This is a genomic window from Paenibacillus sp. alder61 (assembly GCF_020179875.1).
Lineage (GTDB): Bacteria > Bacillota > Bacilli > Paenibacillales > Paenibacillaceae > Fontibacillus > Fontibacillus faecis.
Genome location: NZ_JAIUDG010000016.1, coordinates 1 through 14,234, shown reverse-complemented (window position 1 = coordinate 14,234; position 14,234 = coordinate 1). Strand labels below are relative to the sequence as shown.

Below are 14,234 nucleotides of genomic sequence, written 5' to 3'. Positions count from 1 at the left end.
CTGTTCTTCCATCTACACGACTTAACGGAAAAGAGGAATCAGTATGATTAAGGAGAAGGAATGGTGGCCCCGGCTGCAGAACCGGCTGTTGTTTACCGGTCCTACCTTGTTTGCTTTTATCACGGTGATGATCGTCCCGTTCCTTTACGGCATCTATTTGACCATGACGAACTGGGATGGCATCGCGACCTCGCATACGCTGGTTTGGTTTGATAACTATACCAAGGTTTTTCAGGATAAAGTATTCTGGCAATCCTTCGGTTTAACGCTTAAATATGTATTTTTCACCGTCGTGCTGGTCAATGCCGTGGCCTTTTTGCTGGCGCTCGGGCTGTCCCGCGGCTTAAAGGGCCAAAACCTGTTCCGGGCCGGCTTCTTTCTGCCCAACCTCGTAGGCGGCATCGTGCTCGGGTTAATCTGGCAGTTTATCTTCTCGAATGTTTTTGTGTTCCTTGGCGAAAAAGCGAACATCCCTCTGTTCAGCTACTCCTGGCTGGCGGACCCGGAGAAAGCGTTCTGGGCTCTGGTTGTCGTTACAGTATGGCAGTACGCGGGGTATATGATGGTGATCTATATCGCCGGACTTATGAGCGTACCTCATGATGTGCTGGAAGCGGCCAGCATTGACGGAGCCAACCGCTGGACCAAACTGCGCCGCATGATTTTGCCGCTGATGGTCCCTTCGTTTATCGTGTGTATTTTTTTGACGCTGCAACGCGGCTTTATGGTCTACGATGTGAACCTTTCATTAACCAAAGGCGGGCCTTTCAAAAGCACGGAAATGGTTTCCATGCATGTTTACGAAAAGGCTTTCCTGTCCCGGGATTACGGGCTCGGTCAGGCTGAGGCGCTCGTGCTGTTTCTTCTGGTGGCGGCGATTACATTGCTTCAAGTCTACTTCGGCAAAAAGATGGAGGTGGAAGCCTGATGCGCAGCTCCAAATCTTCAACCTGGTTAAGAACCGCCGGCTTGATTGTGGTCCTCTGCCTGTTCGTGTTCCCTTTCTTTTTTCTGCTGCTGAACTCGTTTAAAGCAAATACGGCGATCACATCGAACCCGCTGGCTTTCCCGGAAGTATTTAACTGGGACAACTACCGGAACGCCTTCGAAAAAATGAACTACACGGCTTCTTTCTTCAACTCTTTGGTGATCACCCTGTTGGGCGTCGCTTTGATCTCGCTTTTTGCCGCGATGACCGCCCACTATTTTGTACGAAACAATACGAAATTCAACCAATACACGTTCATGATTATGGTTGCGGCGATGATCATCCCCTTCCAGGCCATTATGATCCCGCTCGTTAAAATCTACGGATCCTTGAACCTGCTGGACAACAAATGGTCGCTGATTTATATGTATTTGGGTTTCGGGAGTCCGCTGGCGGTGTTTATTTACCACGGCTTTGTCAAAGGGATTCCGGCGGAGCTGGAGGAAGCCGCCCTCATCGACGGGTGCACGCGCCGGCAAACCTTTTTCAGGATCGTATTTCCGGTACTGGCGCCCACAACGGCTACGATCTCGATTCTGAACGTACTCTGGATCTGGAATGACTACCTGCTTCCTTCCTTGATTCTGGTGTCGCCGGAGAACCGAACCTTGCCGCTCTCGACGTTTAACTTTTACGGTACCTATTCCGTGGATTACGGGCCGCTTATGGCCGGTCTCGTGTTGACGGTCATGCCGATCATGCTCGTCTATATGTTCGCCCAGCGATACATTATCCAGGGAGTCATGCAGGGTTCCATCAAATAAGGGATTTTTCGGGAGGCTTATTCAAATATGTTTACTGAATCAACTTACACCGTAGAACGAGCGGATCGATTTATTCGGGAGTCGAAACCTTCCTTAAACCCGGAGTACAGACTGAATTACCATCTGATGGCGGAATACGGCTGGATGAACGATCCGAACGGATTTATTTATTCGGGCGGTGTCTATCACCTGTTCTATCAGCATTATCCGTACAAGCCTTTTTGGGGACCCATGCATTGGGGGCACGCCGTCAGCCGGGATCTTCTCCATTGGGAGTATCTCCCCGTAGCGCTTGCCCCCGGCGAAGCTTACGACAAGGATGGGTGCTTCTCGGGCAGCGCAGTGGAAGTGGACGGCAAGCTCGTGCTTATGTATACGGGCCACCGGGTAACCGGTGCCGATCCGGATCGGGATTATGAGCAAGTGCAAGCTTTGGCCGTTTCCGAAGACGGGATCGCCTTTACAAAATATTCGGGGAACCCGGTGATCGGCCTCGGTCAAATTCCCGCGGGGGTAAGCCGCAAAGACTTCCGGGATCCCAAGGTCGCGAAGATCGGCGAACACTATTACGCGGTGCTCGGGTCGAACGACGCGCAGGGCAACGGCCTCGTCTTGCTCTACCGTTCTTCCGATTTGAAAGCATGGACTTTTGTCAGCATCTTGGCCAAGAGCGACGGCACCATGGGCGACAATTGGGAGTGCCCGGATCTGTTCCCGCTGGACGGCAAGTACATTCTGATGCTGTCGCCCCAGCGGATGCCCGCACAGGGAGAACAGTACCGGAACCTCCACTCCACCATGTACATGGTTGGGGAGTTTGACCCGGAAACCGGGTCATTCCAGGCGAACTTCCGGGCCCAAGTGGACCATGGCTTTGACTTCTACGCCCCGCAATCCGCCGTCGACGACAAAGGACGACGGATCGTGATCGGCTGGATGGACATGTGGGAACAGGACATCCCCACCCAGCGGGGGCACCATTGGGCCGGTGCCATGAGTCTCCCGCGCGTGGTCGTCCCGGACGGTGACCGGCTTCTGTTCCAGCCGGTGCCGGAGGTGGAGACCTGGCGCACCGCTCCATACGAATTGGGAGCAACCCCTCTCGATGGCGAGCTTCCTTTGGACATCTCCGGAGATTGCTATGAGCTTCAGGTGGAGTTTGAGCCGGGAACCGCGACGCAATTCGGGCTGAAGCTGCGATGCGATGGAACGGGGAAAGAAGAAACCGTCATTGCTTACGATCGCTCCGAAGGCATGCTTGTCTTGGACCGGGACCGGGCCGGGATCGGCCCGGGAGGCCGGCGCAAAGCCGCCGTCTCCCTTGCGGACGAACGGCTCCGGCTGCGGATTTTTATGGACAAATCATCTGTGGAGGTATTTGCCGGGGACGGGGAGCTCGTCATGACGGCGCGGATTTATCCGGGGCCCGCCTCCCTGGGGATGGCCTTATTTTCCACGGGGGAGTGTCGGGTGCATCGGCTACGGAAGTGGGATCTCGTAAAAGGATGATCCCGAACGAATCTCTTCTATAAAATTTGACAAGCGGTGCCTATGTTTTTCCCGTATAATAGGAGCAGCAAATCTAGCTAATCATCTTTGAGATCCTCAGGAGGTTCTATGCTGCTGCAGCCTGCCCATTCCGGGATGCTGGCCACCAAGACGGCCCTTCCCGTTCTTAAGGAAGTTCTGGTCCCGAGAGAACGTTTAATCCATAGCCTGAACGGGGCCTTGTCCAGAAAACTGACGTTCATCAGCGCCCCTGCCGGTTACGGCAAATCGACATTGATTAGTCAATGGGTGCATCAATGCGGTGCTCAGGCGGCGTGGGTCTCGCTTGACGAAAACGACAACGACATCGTTCGATTTTGGCGGTATGTCATCCAGGCCTTGTGTCAGGACGGCGATGGACCGTCTGCGGATCGCACCGCCCCGCTTATCCGCGAAATGCCCGGGTTGTCCGTAAATCTGGCCGTTGACGCGTTAATCAATGAATTGCACAGGACAAGCGCGGAGATCGTGCTTGTCCTGGATGACGTTCATCTGGTTACGAACCCCGCCATTCATTCGAGCCTTTCTTACTTCATAGACAATATGCCCGGAAATGTCCATCTCCTTCTATCCAGCCGGGTGGATCCCCCCTTCCCCACCGTCAAATGGCTGGCGCAGGGCGATGCCGTCCGGCTTGCGGCCCGCGATCTGGAGTTCAATGCAGCGGAAATTGGCGCTTTCTACCGGAACACCGCCCAAGTGGAACTGTCCAAACGGCAGCTCCAGATCCTGTCCTCCAAACTGGAGGGTTGGGCCGCCGGACTCCAGCTCGTTTCCTTGACGCTCCCTTTTGAGGACGAACTTGACCGCTATATTTCAGATTTGAATAGCTCCCACCTGCATATCCGCGATTTTTTGTTCGAGGAAGTGTTTAACCGGCTCTCCGCCGATGAGCAGGAATTCACCACGCAGACGTCGGTGCTGCCGCAGATGAACGCCTCCGCCTGCAACGCCGTTACCGGCCGCAGCGACGGACAGAGCATGCTCGAACGGCTGCAGGCCAACAATTTGTTTTTGATTCCGCTGGACGCCCACCGTGCTTGGTATCGATACCACCACCTTTTCGCGGACTTTCTGCAAAATTTGATGAAAAAGCGGGATGCCGAAGGGTGGAAAAGGTGTCATCGCAAGGCCGGCGTCTGGGCGGCGGAGCGGGGAGCGATGGAACAGGCCGCGCAGCATGCGTTTGCCGCCGGAGACTTCGGCCTCGCCGAGCTGCGGATCCGCGACCAGATTCAGGGGAAGGTGGAACAAGGGGAGTTCTCCACCCTGACCCGGTGGTTCGACCAGTTTCCGGACGAGTTTCCTCTTTCCTCGGATATGCGGCTGCTGCGGGCGTTTATTCAGGTCGTTACCGGCCAGACCGAGCGGGCGGAAGCGGAGCTCGACAAGATGGAACGGCGGGAACTCCCGGCCGCCCAAGGCGAGGAAGCGGAGAAATTGCGGAGCGGACTTTTGTTCATCCGCTCCAACCTGCTGTTTACCTCCGGCAGCTTCGGGAAATGGTTCGCCTTTAAAAGCGCCATCCCGGATGATGACATATTGACGCCGGAGCCGATCTTCTACAATTTCAACTATAACCAGAGCAAACCGTTCGTCCGGCTTACGGATCTCGGCCTGCGGGGCGGGCTGTCCGAGGATATGGAGCGGATCGGCCATCTGTTTACCGGGGTACTGCAGTCCCATGGGTGGCAGGACTCCCTGATTCATCTCTACGTCGTCCAATCGCTTTGCGAGGGGTACTATGAGTGGAACCGGCTGGAGGATAGCGAAACGCTGATCCATCGGTTGGAGAGCATCTCCCGGGTGGGCGAAATTCCGGGATTGTTCGTGCCCAACCGGATGACCCAGGCGCTAGTCCATGCGGCCCGCGGACAGTGGGCGGCTGCCCAGGACACGATCGGCGACGCGCTGGACCATCTGCCGAATACGACCGATCCCCATTGGCGCCGCTACCTCTGGGCCATGCGGACCCGGCTCTATGTGATGGAAGGCAAGGCGAGAGAAGCCAAGAAATCGCTGGCCGACCTTTCGATCTCGGCCAAGGACAAGCCTTCCTTCAACCGTTATTTTGAGTATGCCACGCTGGCCAAAGTGTTGGGGGCGCAGAAAAAGGAGCCGGAAGCCCTGCGTATTTTAGAGCAGCTCCTGCCCTTGTCGCGGCGGGAAAATTGCGTCATGGCCACCGCGGAAATCCTGTGCCTTCAGGCCGTCTTCTCCCATGCCGCAGGCTATCTGAAGCAGGCTCGGCGCTTCCTCCACGATGCGCTGGAAATCGGCGAAGCGAACGGATATGTCCGCTGCTTTACGGATGCCGGTCCGGCTATGGACAGGCTGCTGCGGCAGTATGAGGCGCTTCAGCCGCAGGCGGAGGAGCCTTCGCGGATTGCGAGAAAAGCCATATCCGGCGCCTATATCGCCGCGCTGCTGGCAAGCTTTTCTCAAGCCGATACGGGTGAGGCCCGTCCGGAGAACGCCCGGAGCGAGGCGAACCCGCCGGAATCCTTCACGTCAGGCGAGCTGGAAATCCTGCGGTGGGTCCGCCAAGGGGCTTCCAACAAGGAAATTGCCGGAGCGCTATCCCTATCGGAAGGAACGGTCAAAGTTTACCTGTCCCGGCTTTACGGGAAGCTGGGCGTATCCTCGCGCACCCAAGCCCTGCTGGCCGCCGAAGCGCTGGATCTGCTGGAGGAGTAAAAAGAACGGAGCAAATCACGAATTTACCGTGGAATGCAAGGGAGCTTTCCCTTGTATTCCGCTTTTTTATTTGGGGCTTTAGCCAGTTGAACTCGCGAAGCGTGCGAAACAACAAACCACCCGTGTGCTTCCAAGCTTCCAACTCCAAAAAGATGCAAATCTGCGGGTATTTTAGGCCGATTCCCGAGGGAGTGCGAAAAAAGATGCAAATCTGCAGGAATTTCTAGCGATTTTAGAGAAACGAGCCGGTTTCGTCGAAAATTCCTGCAGATTTGCAGGAATTTTGAATTTTTTGGCCCTAAGCAAGAAAAAACATGCACATATGCAGGAATTCTATGTTATCAGGGTTGTCTGAAGGGACACTAGTGGCACCCCTTCAGGGGTAGGCAAAAGCGGCAACGGCATAGTAGCTTGAACGAAGTGAAAGCTAGCGCCATTAGGCGCGAGCCGGTAATAAAAGCTTATAGCCTTAGAGCAAACCACCCGTTGGACGGGTGGTTATGATTTTTCAACCGGTCCCGGGCGTGCATTTGTCATTGACATCCCTCCGGCGATGACGATTATAATGAGAAAGCCTTTGGGGCTTTTTTGGAAATCGAACGAACAAGGGGTTTTCATGAATGTGGTTTATATTTGCACTATTGACGGCGATGGCCTGGGGAGGCGCGGATCTCTTTTACAAAAAAGGAAGCGACAGCAGCGACCGGTTCAGTCACATTAAAATCGTCATCATGGTCGGCCTGGTGATGGGAGTTCACGCCGTTTCTTACATGCTGTTGAAAGGAATCGCCTTTGACCCGGCGGACATGATCCGATATCTGCCCGTTTCGGCCTTATATATTCTGTCCATGACGATCGGATACATCGGTCTGCGCTATATCGAACTGTCCATTGCTTCTCCCGTGCAGAATTCCTCCGGGGCCGTGACAACGATTCTGTTGTTTCTGTTTTTCACGCATAGCTTGGGAGCTCTCGAAATTATAGGGATCACGATCATTACGGCAGGGGTGGTCGGCATAGCCATCCTCGAAAAAAGAGCCGAACGGGCCGCGCTTCAAACCGGTGCGATCCAATTCGACAAAAAGTATCAGATCGGCGTTATGGCGATCCTGTTCCCGATCCTCTACTGCCTGATCGACGGGCTCGGCACCTTCGCGGATGCGATTTACCTGGACGAATGGAGCTTGATCGGCGAGGATTCGGCCCTGCTGGCTTATGAGTTCACCTTTTTCCTGTGCGCGTTGGCCGCATGGGTTTATCTGCGCGGAATCAAAAAACAACCCTTCAACCTGTTCCGGGAACGGGTCAAAGGGGCTGCGGCGGTCTTCGAAACGATCGGGCAGTTTTTCTATGTCTTCGCCATGTCCAGCAACGCGATTATCGCCGCGCCGCTGATCGCCTCCTACAGCATTTTCTCGATCCTTCTCTCCCGCTTGTTCCTTAGGGAACGGCTGAGCCGGGGGCAGTATGCTCTCATTGTTATCGTCATCCTGGGGATCGCCCTGCTGGGGATCGCGGATGAGTTATGAGTCGAGGGAAGCGAGGCGACAATTATCTTGCACGTTCTCCGTTGCTCACATCGTTAAAGAATTTGAGCGAATATAATGCACAGATGCCGACGATCACATAAACGACCCGGGACAAGGTTGAGTCCTGGCCGCCAAAGAGCGAAGCCACCAAGTCGAACTGAAACAGACCCACCAGAAGCCAGTTCAACCCCCCAATGATAAGTAAGGTAAGAGCAATGACATTTAAGGTTTTCAATTTCCGTCCACTCCTTAAGGTATACTTACTTGTTTATTAAGAAAATTCCCGTTTTTTGAGAAGATTATGCATTTTTTCACAAAAAAGATTACCCTTGTCCTTCAGTTTGGTATATCTTTTAATTGGAGAAGGGAGGGGTTTTTATGAGCAGTACGGTAATACGGGATCCGAACGATGCCGATCAGTTTTCGCTGGACCGCCTTCGTTCCTGTTTGCTCCAAGCCGGCTTTTCGGGAGCCGGAAATCTCGAAAGCTATGACGTGGAACAAATGGATGCGACGAACGCCTCCATGTACAAAATCCGGCTCCGCCCCGATGCCCCGGATGTCCGGTTGCCCCGAAGCCTCATATTAAAAGTATGCCGCAGCCAGGAATTCGGCCCGTCGGAAGTATATTATTATGGCAGAGATTATCGGGATGCGGACGACATTCCTCTGCTGGCCTGCTATGACGCCGCATTTGAAGACCATGCCTACCATCTTTTGCTGGAGGACGTCTCAGATAGCCACCGGAATAGCTGGGAGCTTTCGCCCGATTCGGAATACGCTGCCCAGGTAGCGGCCGCCGTCGCCAAATTGCACAGCTGCCGGTGGGGACCCGACCGTATTAAAGAGGCCGGATACCCGGAGATGGACACCTCTCAGCTTGACCGTTATCTGGCCCATGTGGAACGAGGATGCGCTCCGCTGCTTGAGGAGCTTATGCAAGAGGGGCGCCATGACCTGGCAGCCGTCGCCCGGTTGGTTTTTGACAAGCTTCCGGCCGTGCTGAGACGAAGAATCCGGCAATTCCCTTCCCTATGTACATTGGTGCACGGGGATATAAATCCAGGGAATATTTTGGTTCCCAAATCCGGTTCCGGCGGCAGCGTGTTCCTGATCGACCGTCAACCCTTTGATTGGTCGTTATTAAGCTGGTTCGGTCCAGCCGATTTAGCTTACTTAACGGTTTTATTCTGGGAGCCGGAAAACCGGCGCAAGCTGGAACGAGACCTCTTGAAAGCCTATCACCAAGTTCTTTCCGGCCGATGCGCTGCGGATTATCGCTGGGAACAGTTATGGATCGACTATAAACTGTCGGCGATGCAATGTTTCTATGTCGCCGCCTCCTGGTGCATCGATCCGGCGGAGAGGACGGAAATGCGCTGGCTATGGAGAAGAGAGCTGGAACGTGCCGTTCTGGCGTTTCAGGACTTGCAAGGCGGGGAACTGCTGAACGCGGCGGAATAAAAAAAAGGGAATGACACCCGCTACCCGGAGGTCATTCCCTTTTCTATTTTTCACTTCATATAGTTTTCAACCAACTCGTAACATCTCTTCTTGGTCATTTCCGCCTTCGCTGCAACCAGCTGCAAAGCTTCCATGGTTCCTCCCTCGAACTCCTCCGCCGCTTTCGCCGCGGCTTTATCACGCTGGGCAATCCACTTCCGCTGTTCTTCCTTCAAGTCCTTTATGGCGCTTTCAGTAAGCCGGTTCTTCAACTCCCCGTTTATCTCGTTCAGCGCCGCATCCCATCGTTTGTAGGTTTCATCCGCCGCCTGGGTCATTGAAGCGGTGGTCCCTTCCTCGTTGAGTTGATCCAAATCGGACAACCCCTCTTCAATCTCCTTGAGCTTGTCGAGATAATCCGCCTTGGTTGCCTTCCGTTCGGCCGGCTTATTTCCGGCTTCGGCCGGTTCTTTGCCTTGGACCGGACCGGTGTTATCTTTCGTTTCGGCCGTCGCCGGAGCGTGGCTCACACTTTCGCTGTTTTTGTCCGTCGACGGGCTATTTGTCGGAACGCTGCCGTCCGTCCCCTTCACACCGCCGTTCGATGCCGCACTTCCTTGATCCCCCGCCGGACTTTCCTGTCCGGAAGGAACGGGAAGGATCTCCGCGGTCCCCTCATTTCCAGTACTCCCGCAGCCGGACAGAAACACGCAAGCCAACAATGCCGGGAGAAGTGCTTTCTTCAATATATTTCACCTATCCTTCGATTTTTTTATCCCATATAACGTTCATGTGGCAACATTATATTAACTGAAACGAAACGCAGTCCGATAAAGTTGCATAGTTCTTCCAAATTACCAGAAAAAAGTGAAAAGGTTATGCTGTGGTTGCTGCAAAAATATCCCGGCTTCGCCCTGAAAACATAGACAGAAAGCCCGCTCCACAAGGAGCGGGCTCATAATAACTATTAAAAATAGCGACTTAACTAAACCGGGAAATGCAGGATTGTATCATCTGCGGCAAGTTCGGGATATCGCGGTCCGTGACGAAGAGGCTGATCTTCGTTTCGTCCATATCCATCGCCTCCGCCAGAAATCCGCTCAATCCTCTCGATCTGCGGTCGATTTCCATGATGACTTTGATACCGTCCGCCTGCGGCAGAAACACCACTTCAAGCTCATCCAGCCTTTGGCGGTTCACGCCGTTCACGGGTACGAATTCAAACTCCTGCACGAACGGCAGGCGATTGCGGAACATGCCCGATGCCTGTTCGCAATTGGCGTAATGCAATTGAAAGCCTAAGGATTGGACCGCATTTAGAAAAGCGGATACCAGCGGCGTTGGGGAGATGGCGATATAATCGCGGTCGGACGGATCGACGGCGTTTTTGATATCCAGCCCCGTTTGTACCCAGACGCGGGTTTTTCCCAAGGTAAGCGGGGTATCCAATGGCAGGGTGAAGGAAAAAGGGACCTCCTTCGCTTCGTCCGGCTTCAGCGTAAACGGCCGGGTAAGCGGATAGCTTCCGAGCTCCGCGTGGGACGTAATCGTGCTGTCATTGGACTTGCGTTCATAGGTCGTAAACAATTGAAGATAAATGCTATCGATCGTTTGCTCGACATGCCCTCCCTTTATGCGGACAACCCCCTCAACGGGCTCCCCAGGGATCAACTGGTCGCGGTACAGCACGGTATCCACCTTGGCCGAACCGATTCCCACACTAGCCAGCAATTTGTTTACGAATGACATCATACCCCTCACTTTCAATAATTTAGGTTAAATATAGCATATGGCGATGCATAATTGGGATAACCTTTGTGCAAAATTTTGAAGTAAAAAAATTTAACTTTATGGAGGGTTTACCAACCGATGAATACTCTTGGCGCACATGAGGTTATGGAACTGCATGAAGTAATGAACGATGCCATTCACGGATTGAATACATTGCAGTTGTTCCGCCCGCACGCAAAAGACCCGCAATTGCAAACGATGGTGAACAATCATCTGCACGCCTGCACGATGGAGTACAACAACCTGGTGCAAATGGCGCATCAATTGGGGGCTTCCGAAGCGATGCCGGCCCGCGCCCAAAAAACGCTGCCGGATATGCGGATGAATCCAGCCGACATGTCCTTCCAACCGCTTTATGGACTGCGTAACCCACAAACCCAAACCCCTGCCCAAAGCAGCGAACAAATCGATGACATGGACGTGGCTCTCTGTCTGATTACATGTCACAAGCAAACGGCTGCTTTAAAAATGAAGGCGACCCTGGAAATGGCCAACCCGACGCTGCGCCAATTCATGCAAACTTGTGCCAACAAATCCGCGGACATGGCTTATGAAGGCTTCCAATACGCCAACCAAAAGGGATACTATCAAATCCCGACCTTGAAGGACACGACAATGAACACCTACATGCATTCCTATGGCACCGCCCCGACGATGGGGAACCTCGGTAATCTGGGCAACATGGGCAACATGGGCAACCTCGGCAGCGTGGGCAACCAGCAGTCCGGTCAACAATACATGTAGTTTTTTGCCGATCGGCGAATATCATGGAACTCAAAGAAGCCGCCCGCGAGCGGCTTCTTTCTTTGAGATGGATACGGCCCATCGGGCTACTTCGGAAATCAGGCCGCGAGATCCGCGTCCTGCCGGGCCGTGTCCGAAATTTGGGTCCGCAAGACGCAAACCGGAAACAGCACCATGCTGAGAATCAGCAGGGGCATGGACGTCAGCCCCGTGATGGCGATCGGCAAAAGTGGGGGCGGCGAGTCCAGCATCGACGGCTCATAGACCCGGAACGTCAGCGAATCAAAGACGAGCGCCATCAGCAAAAAACTGGCGAACGAATGAATGGCAAAAGCGGAAAAACCCAGCTTTCCGGCCTTACGGATATGCAGGAAATACAGCCCGAACATGCCGATCCCCATAAACATCGTAAGATGAGATCCTCCCCTAATTCATTGGGACCCATCATAAAGGTTTATGCTTAAATTTGCCGTTTTCTTCCAGTTAATTTTCCATTCCCGATGCGACACGCTCTTTCAACCGATCATACAAACTTTGCGTCCGCCCCGGCTCCTCCTCATTGTAAAAAATATATCCGTCTTTCAGTTTGATTCGAATAAACGGAGGGTGATCCTTAAAAACATACAACCTGGCTTTGCCCAATTCCTTCAGCCGGAAATGTCCTCGCGCGTGCCGGTCGGTCGCCTCCCCATTGATTTTGATCCCTGCCGGCAGTTCGTCGACAAGGGCAATGTCCCTAATGTCCTCCGTTCGGAAGCCGTATGAATACATCGGATAATCGATTTCTACGCGATTGTCCGCGGCAAACCGCAGCTCGGGCGACGTGAGCTCGGAGCGGATCAGCATAAAGCAGACTCCGATCAGAACCGAGGCAGCTAAGGCGAGCGTCCCCCAGACGAGTATTTTTCCGGTTAAGGTTGCCGTATTGACGGTTTCCCCCAACCCTACTCGCTTGGGCACGAAAACGCTTCTGTCATCCGGATTATGATAGGTAAACCCGTTAGCCCAGTACTCATCGTCATCCGTAACGATCTCTTTTCCCTCCTGGGCCAGTACATCATTCTCCAGGACGCGAATCTTACGATAAGCGTAAATCACCATCGCTAAGGGGATTGCCGTAAACAGCAGCGTAACCGCCGTCCAAAATCCGGTCATTCCGTCATTCTCCCGAAGCGCCGATAGGGTGATGAGGTAAAAATGGATGTTCTCCACCACCGCCACCGCGAGCCATAAAAAGGACAACACTCTCCGTCTGGCCTGGTTCAGGCTGAGATTGACTTCACTGTTCTCGCTGTACACTTTGGCTTTGGATCTCCTCATCAGCGCGGATATCAGAAAAAGCAAAGCCGTGACGGCCAGCCCCCCGACGGCGATGGCGAGAAGCCCCTTTTCCTCACGGGCCGTCCACAGCAGCGTTCCGCCGGCCATGGCGAAAGGGAAGGAAAACAGCCACAAGGGAGCGGACTTCCGGTTTTTCAGGCGGGCCACCCGCAAATCGCCCATCACCACGCGTCTCGGCCCGACGAACCAGTCGTGTTCACGCTTTAAAGCCAGCGTTTGCCGAAACGCCTTGCGGAAGGGCAGGGCCATCACGATGAAAAAGGTCGGAAACCACATGAAAAAGTAAACCGCCTGAAAAGCCATATGATGGCGAAGGAACAGCACGGGGACAAACAACAGCGCCATGCCAAGGCTGACATTCCCGAAGCGCCTGCGGAAACCCGCCTGGATCCTTGCCGTCTCCGGATGCTCCATCGCATGGCCGGGCAAGGTCACAGCAAATAACATCCCTTTTTGATATTTGGCCTGCGGACCGTAAGTCGCCAGAAGCACGATGTAACTGAACAGGGCAATACCCGATAACAGCAGCGTAAAAATAGGAATCAACTCATTTCATCCAGGATTAGGGTTGATAGCTCATTTTCGAAAAAATCCGGGCGCAAAGCTGGTGAAAACGTGAGGGGTCGACCCCTCGGATCGCCGCTTCCGCGATAAGCAATTCAAGCTTCCTTTCCAGTTCCGGTTCCGGCACGGCATCGACCTTACCCTGCTGCCGGGCGCTTACCTTGGCCCCATGCCGCCGGTCAATCGCAATGTAGCCTTCCTGCTTCAGCAGCGCGTAGGCTTTATTGACCGTCATCGCGTTGATCCCCAGATCGTCCGCCAACTGCCGGACCGTGGGAAGTTTTTCCTGCTCCGCCAGCTCCCCGGTTGCGATTCCGATAATAATCCGATTGCGCAGCTGTTCGTATAAAGGCGTCTCGCTATCCAAATCCAAAGAAATCAGCATGGCTGGGTGCTCCTTAACATTTAAGTATCATTTGTATTATATATATTAATACAAATGATACTTAAATTCCAGGCCGTGCCCGGGAAAATAAAAAAAGAAGTCAGCCTTATCGGCTAACTTCTTGGTTTCTAACCCGTTCCTTCCGGAGGATCGTTTACACCGCCATTGGTCATTCATTTCCGGGACCAGAGCGGGGCCGAAAGTCCGACCGCCCCGCCGCCCGGGCATAGCGGCCTTTTGGGCCGCTATTTTGGCCCGATTCGGCTCCACGGAGAAAATAGGGGTCAAAAACGGCCTTATTTCTCTGAATCGGGCAGCAATCTTGCAAAAAAAATGACATAACAAGTAAGAAGAATAATTTACAAAAAAAGGAGACCCCAGTTATCGTAGAATTGTACAGATACATACGAAAGGAGGTCTCCTTGAATACAAAGATACCT

Annotated in this window: 13 protein-coding genes; 7 read left to right on the top strand and 6 right to left on the bottom strand. The window is 53.6% G+C overall.

The genetic code is table 11. The annotated features are described in order from the left end of the window. Positions 1-43: 43 nt before the first annotated feature. The 5 genes from LBW89_RS17410 (at position 44) to LBW89_RS17390 (ending at position 7,526) form a co-directional block, all read left to right on the top strand. Positions 44-928 (top strand): carbohydrate ABC transporter permease, encoded by an 885-nt coding sequence (locus tag LBW89_RS17410; RefSeq protein ID WP_148455114.1) that lies wholly within the window; start codon positions 44-46, stop codon positions 926-928. Then, the gene (locus tag LBW89_RS17405) at positions 928-1,752 is read left to right on the top strand and encodes a carbohydrate ABC transporter permease (protein ID WP_213508563.1); all 825 of its coding nucleotides are present in this window, start codon (positions 928-930) and stop codon (positions 1,750-1,752) included. The genes LBW89_RS17410 and LBW89_RS17405 overlap by 1 nt, the downstream gene beginning before the upstream one ends. A 27-nt stretch (positions 1,753-1,779) precedes the next feature. Beyond that, a complete protein-coding gene (locus LBW89_RS17400; RefSeq protein ID WP_225039682.1) occupies positions 1,780-3,261 on the top strand; it encodes a glycoside hydrolase family 32 protein in 1,482 nt (493 codons plus the stop codon). Between the two features lie 108 nt (positions 3,262-3,369). Then, complete coding sequence (locus LBW89_RS17395) at positions 3,370-5,997, top strand: LuxR C-terminal-related transcriptional regulator (protein ID WP_225039680.1); 2,628 nt, start codon at positions 3,370-3,372, stop codon at positions 5,995-5,997. A 620-nt stretch (positions 5,998-6,617) separates the two neighbouring features. Continuing rightward, complete coding sequence (locus LBW89_RS17390; protein WP_148455106.1) at positions 6,618-7,526, top strand: EamA family transporter; 909 nt, start codon at positions 6,618-6,620, stop codon at positions 7,524-7,526. 22 nt (positions 7,527-7,548) lie between these two features. Here LBW89_RS17390 and LBW89_RS17385 read toward each other — a convergent pair whose 3' ends face one another. Continuing rightward, on the bottom strand, positions 7,549-7,761 hold the full coding sequence (locus tag LBW89_RS17385; protein WP_148455104.1) for a DUF378 domain-containing protein: 213 nt from the start codon (positions 7,759-7,761) through the stop codon (positions 7,549-7,551). A gap of 143 nt (positions 7,762-7,904) precedes the next feature. Here LBW89_RS17385 and LBW89_RS17380 point away from each other — a divergent pair, with 143 nt between their 5' ends. Next, a complete protein-coding gene (locus tag LBW89_RS17380) occupies positions 7,905-8,990 on the top strand; it encodes a phosphotransferase (protein ID WP_148455101.1) in 1,086 nt (361 codons plus the stop codon). 50 nt (positions 8,991-9,040) lie between these two features. Here the strand turns inward: LBW89_RS17380 and LBW89_RS17375 are convergent, their stop codons facing one another. Together LBW89_RS17375 and LBW89_RS17370 are read right to left on the bottom strand one after the other, a co-directional pair. After that, on the bottom strand, positions 9,041-9,715 hold the full coding sequence (locus LBW89_RS17375; protein WP_225039679.1) for a lysozyme inhibitor LprI family protein: 675 nt from the start codon (positions 9,713-9,715) through the stop codon (positions 9,041-9,043). A 235-nt stretch (positions 9,716-9,950) separates the two neighbouring features. Continuing rightward, entirely contained in the window at positions 9,951-10,721 is a 771-nt protein-coding gene (locus tag LBW89_RS17370; protein ID WP_318249398.1) for a sporulation protein, read from the bottom strand. A gap of 117 nt (positions 10,722-10,838) precedes the next feature. Between LBW89_RS17370 and LBW89_RS17365 the strand changes: the two genes are divergently transcribed. Continuing rightward, a complete protein-coding gene (locus tag LBW89_RS17365; RefSeq protein WP_225039677.1) occupies positions 10,839-11,504 on the top strand; it encodes a spore coat protein in 666 nt (221 codons plus the stop codon). A gap of 98 nt (positions 11,505-11,602) precedes the next feature. Here the strand turns inward: LBW89_RS17365 and LBW89_RS17360 are convergent, their stop codons facing one another. From LBW89_RS17360 to LBW89_RS17350, 3 genes are all read right to left on the bottom strand, one after another. Next, positions 11,603-11,911 (bottom strand): hypothetical protein, encoded by a 309-nt coding sequence (locus LBW89_RS17360; protein WP_225039675.1) that lies wholly within the window; start codon positions 11,909-11,911, stop codon positions 11,603-11,605. Between the two features lie 76 nt (positions 11,912-11,987). Then, positions 11,988-13,391 carry a DUF5808 domain-containing protein gene (locus LBW89_RS17355; protein ID WP_225039673.1) on the bottom strand — a complete coding sequence of 468 codons (1,404 nt, stop codon included), beginning with the start codon at positions 13,389-13,391 and terminating at the stop codon, positions 11,988-11,990. A gap of 16 nt (positions 13,392-13,407) precedes the next feature. Next, positions 13,408-13,794, bottom strand: coding sequence for a GntR family transcriptional regulator (locus LBW89_RS17350; protein WP_213508554.1), 387 nt, complete (start codon positions 13,792-13,794; stop codon positions 13,408-13,410). Between the last annotated feature and the right edge of the window lie 440 nt (positions 13,795-14,234).

Excerpts from the sequence above, each read along its gene's own strand:
- LBW89_RS17405 (WP_213508563.1), top strand. The coding sequence starts at position 928 with ATGCGCAGCTCCAAATCTTCAACCTGGTTAAGAACCGCCGGCTTGATT.
- LBW89_RS17360 (WP_225039675.1), bottom strand. The coding sequence starts at position 11,911 with ATGTTTATGGGGATCGGCATGTTCGGGCTGTATTTCCTGCATATCCGT.
- LBW89_RS17410 (WP_148455114.1), top strand. The coding sequence starts at position 44 with ATGATTAAGGAGAAGGAATGGTGGCCCCGGCTGCAGAACCGGCTGTTG.
- LBW89_RS17400 (WP_225039682.1), top strand. The coding sequence starts at position 1,780 with ATGTTTACTGAATCAACTTACACCGTAGAACGAGCGGATCGATTTATT.
- LBW89_RS17365 (WP_225039677.1), top strand. The coding sequence starts at position 10,839 with ATGAATACTCTTGGCGCACATGAGGTTATGGAACTGCATGAAGTAATG.
- LBW89_RS17380 (WP_148455101.1), top strand. The coding sequence starts at position 7,905 with ATGAGCAGTACGGTAATACGGGATCCGAACGATGCCGATCAGTTTTCG.
- LBW89_RS17395 (WP_225039680.1), top strand. The coding sequence starts at position 3,370 with ATGCTGCTGCAGCCTGCCCATTCCGGGATGCTGGCCACCAAGACGGCC.
- LBW89_RS17350 (WP_213508554.1), bottom strand. The coding sequence starts at position 13,794 with ATGCTGATTTCTTTGGATTTGGATAGCGAGACGCCTTTATACGAACAG.
- LBW89_RS17390 (WP_148455106.1), top strand. The coding sequence starts at position 6,618 with ATGTGGTTTATATTTGCACTATTGACGGCGATGGCCTGGGGAGGCGCG.
- LBW89_RS17370 (WP_318249398.1), bottom strand. The coding sequence starts at position 10,721 with ATGATGTCATTCGTAAACAAATTGCTGGCTAGTGTGGGAATCGGTTCG.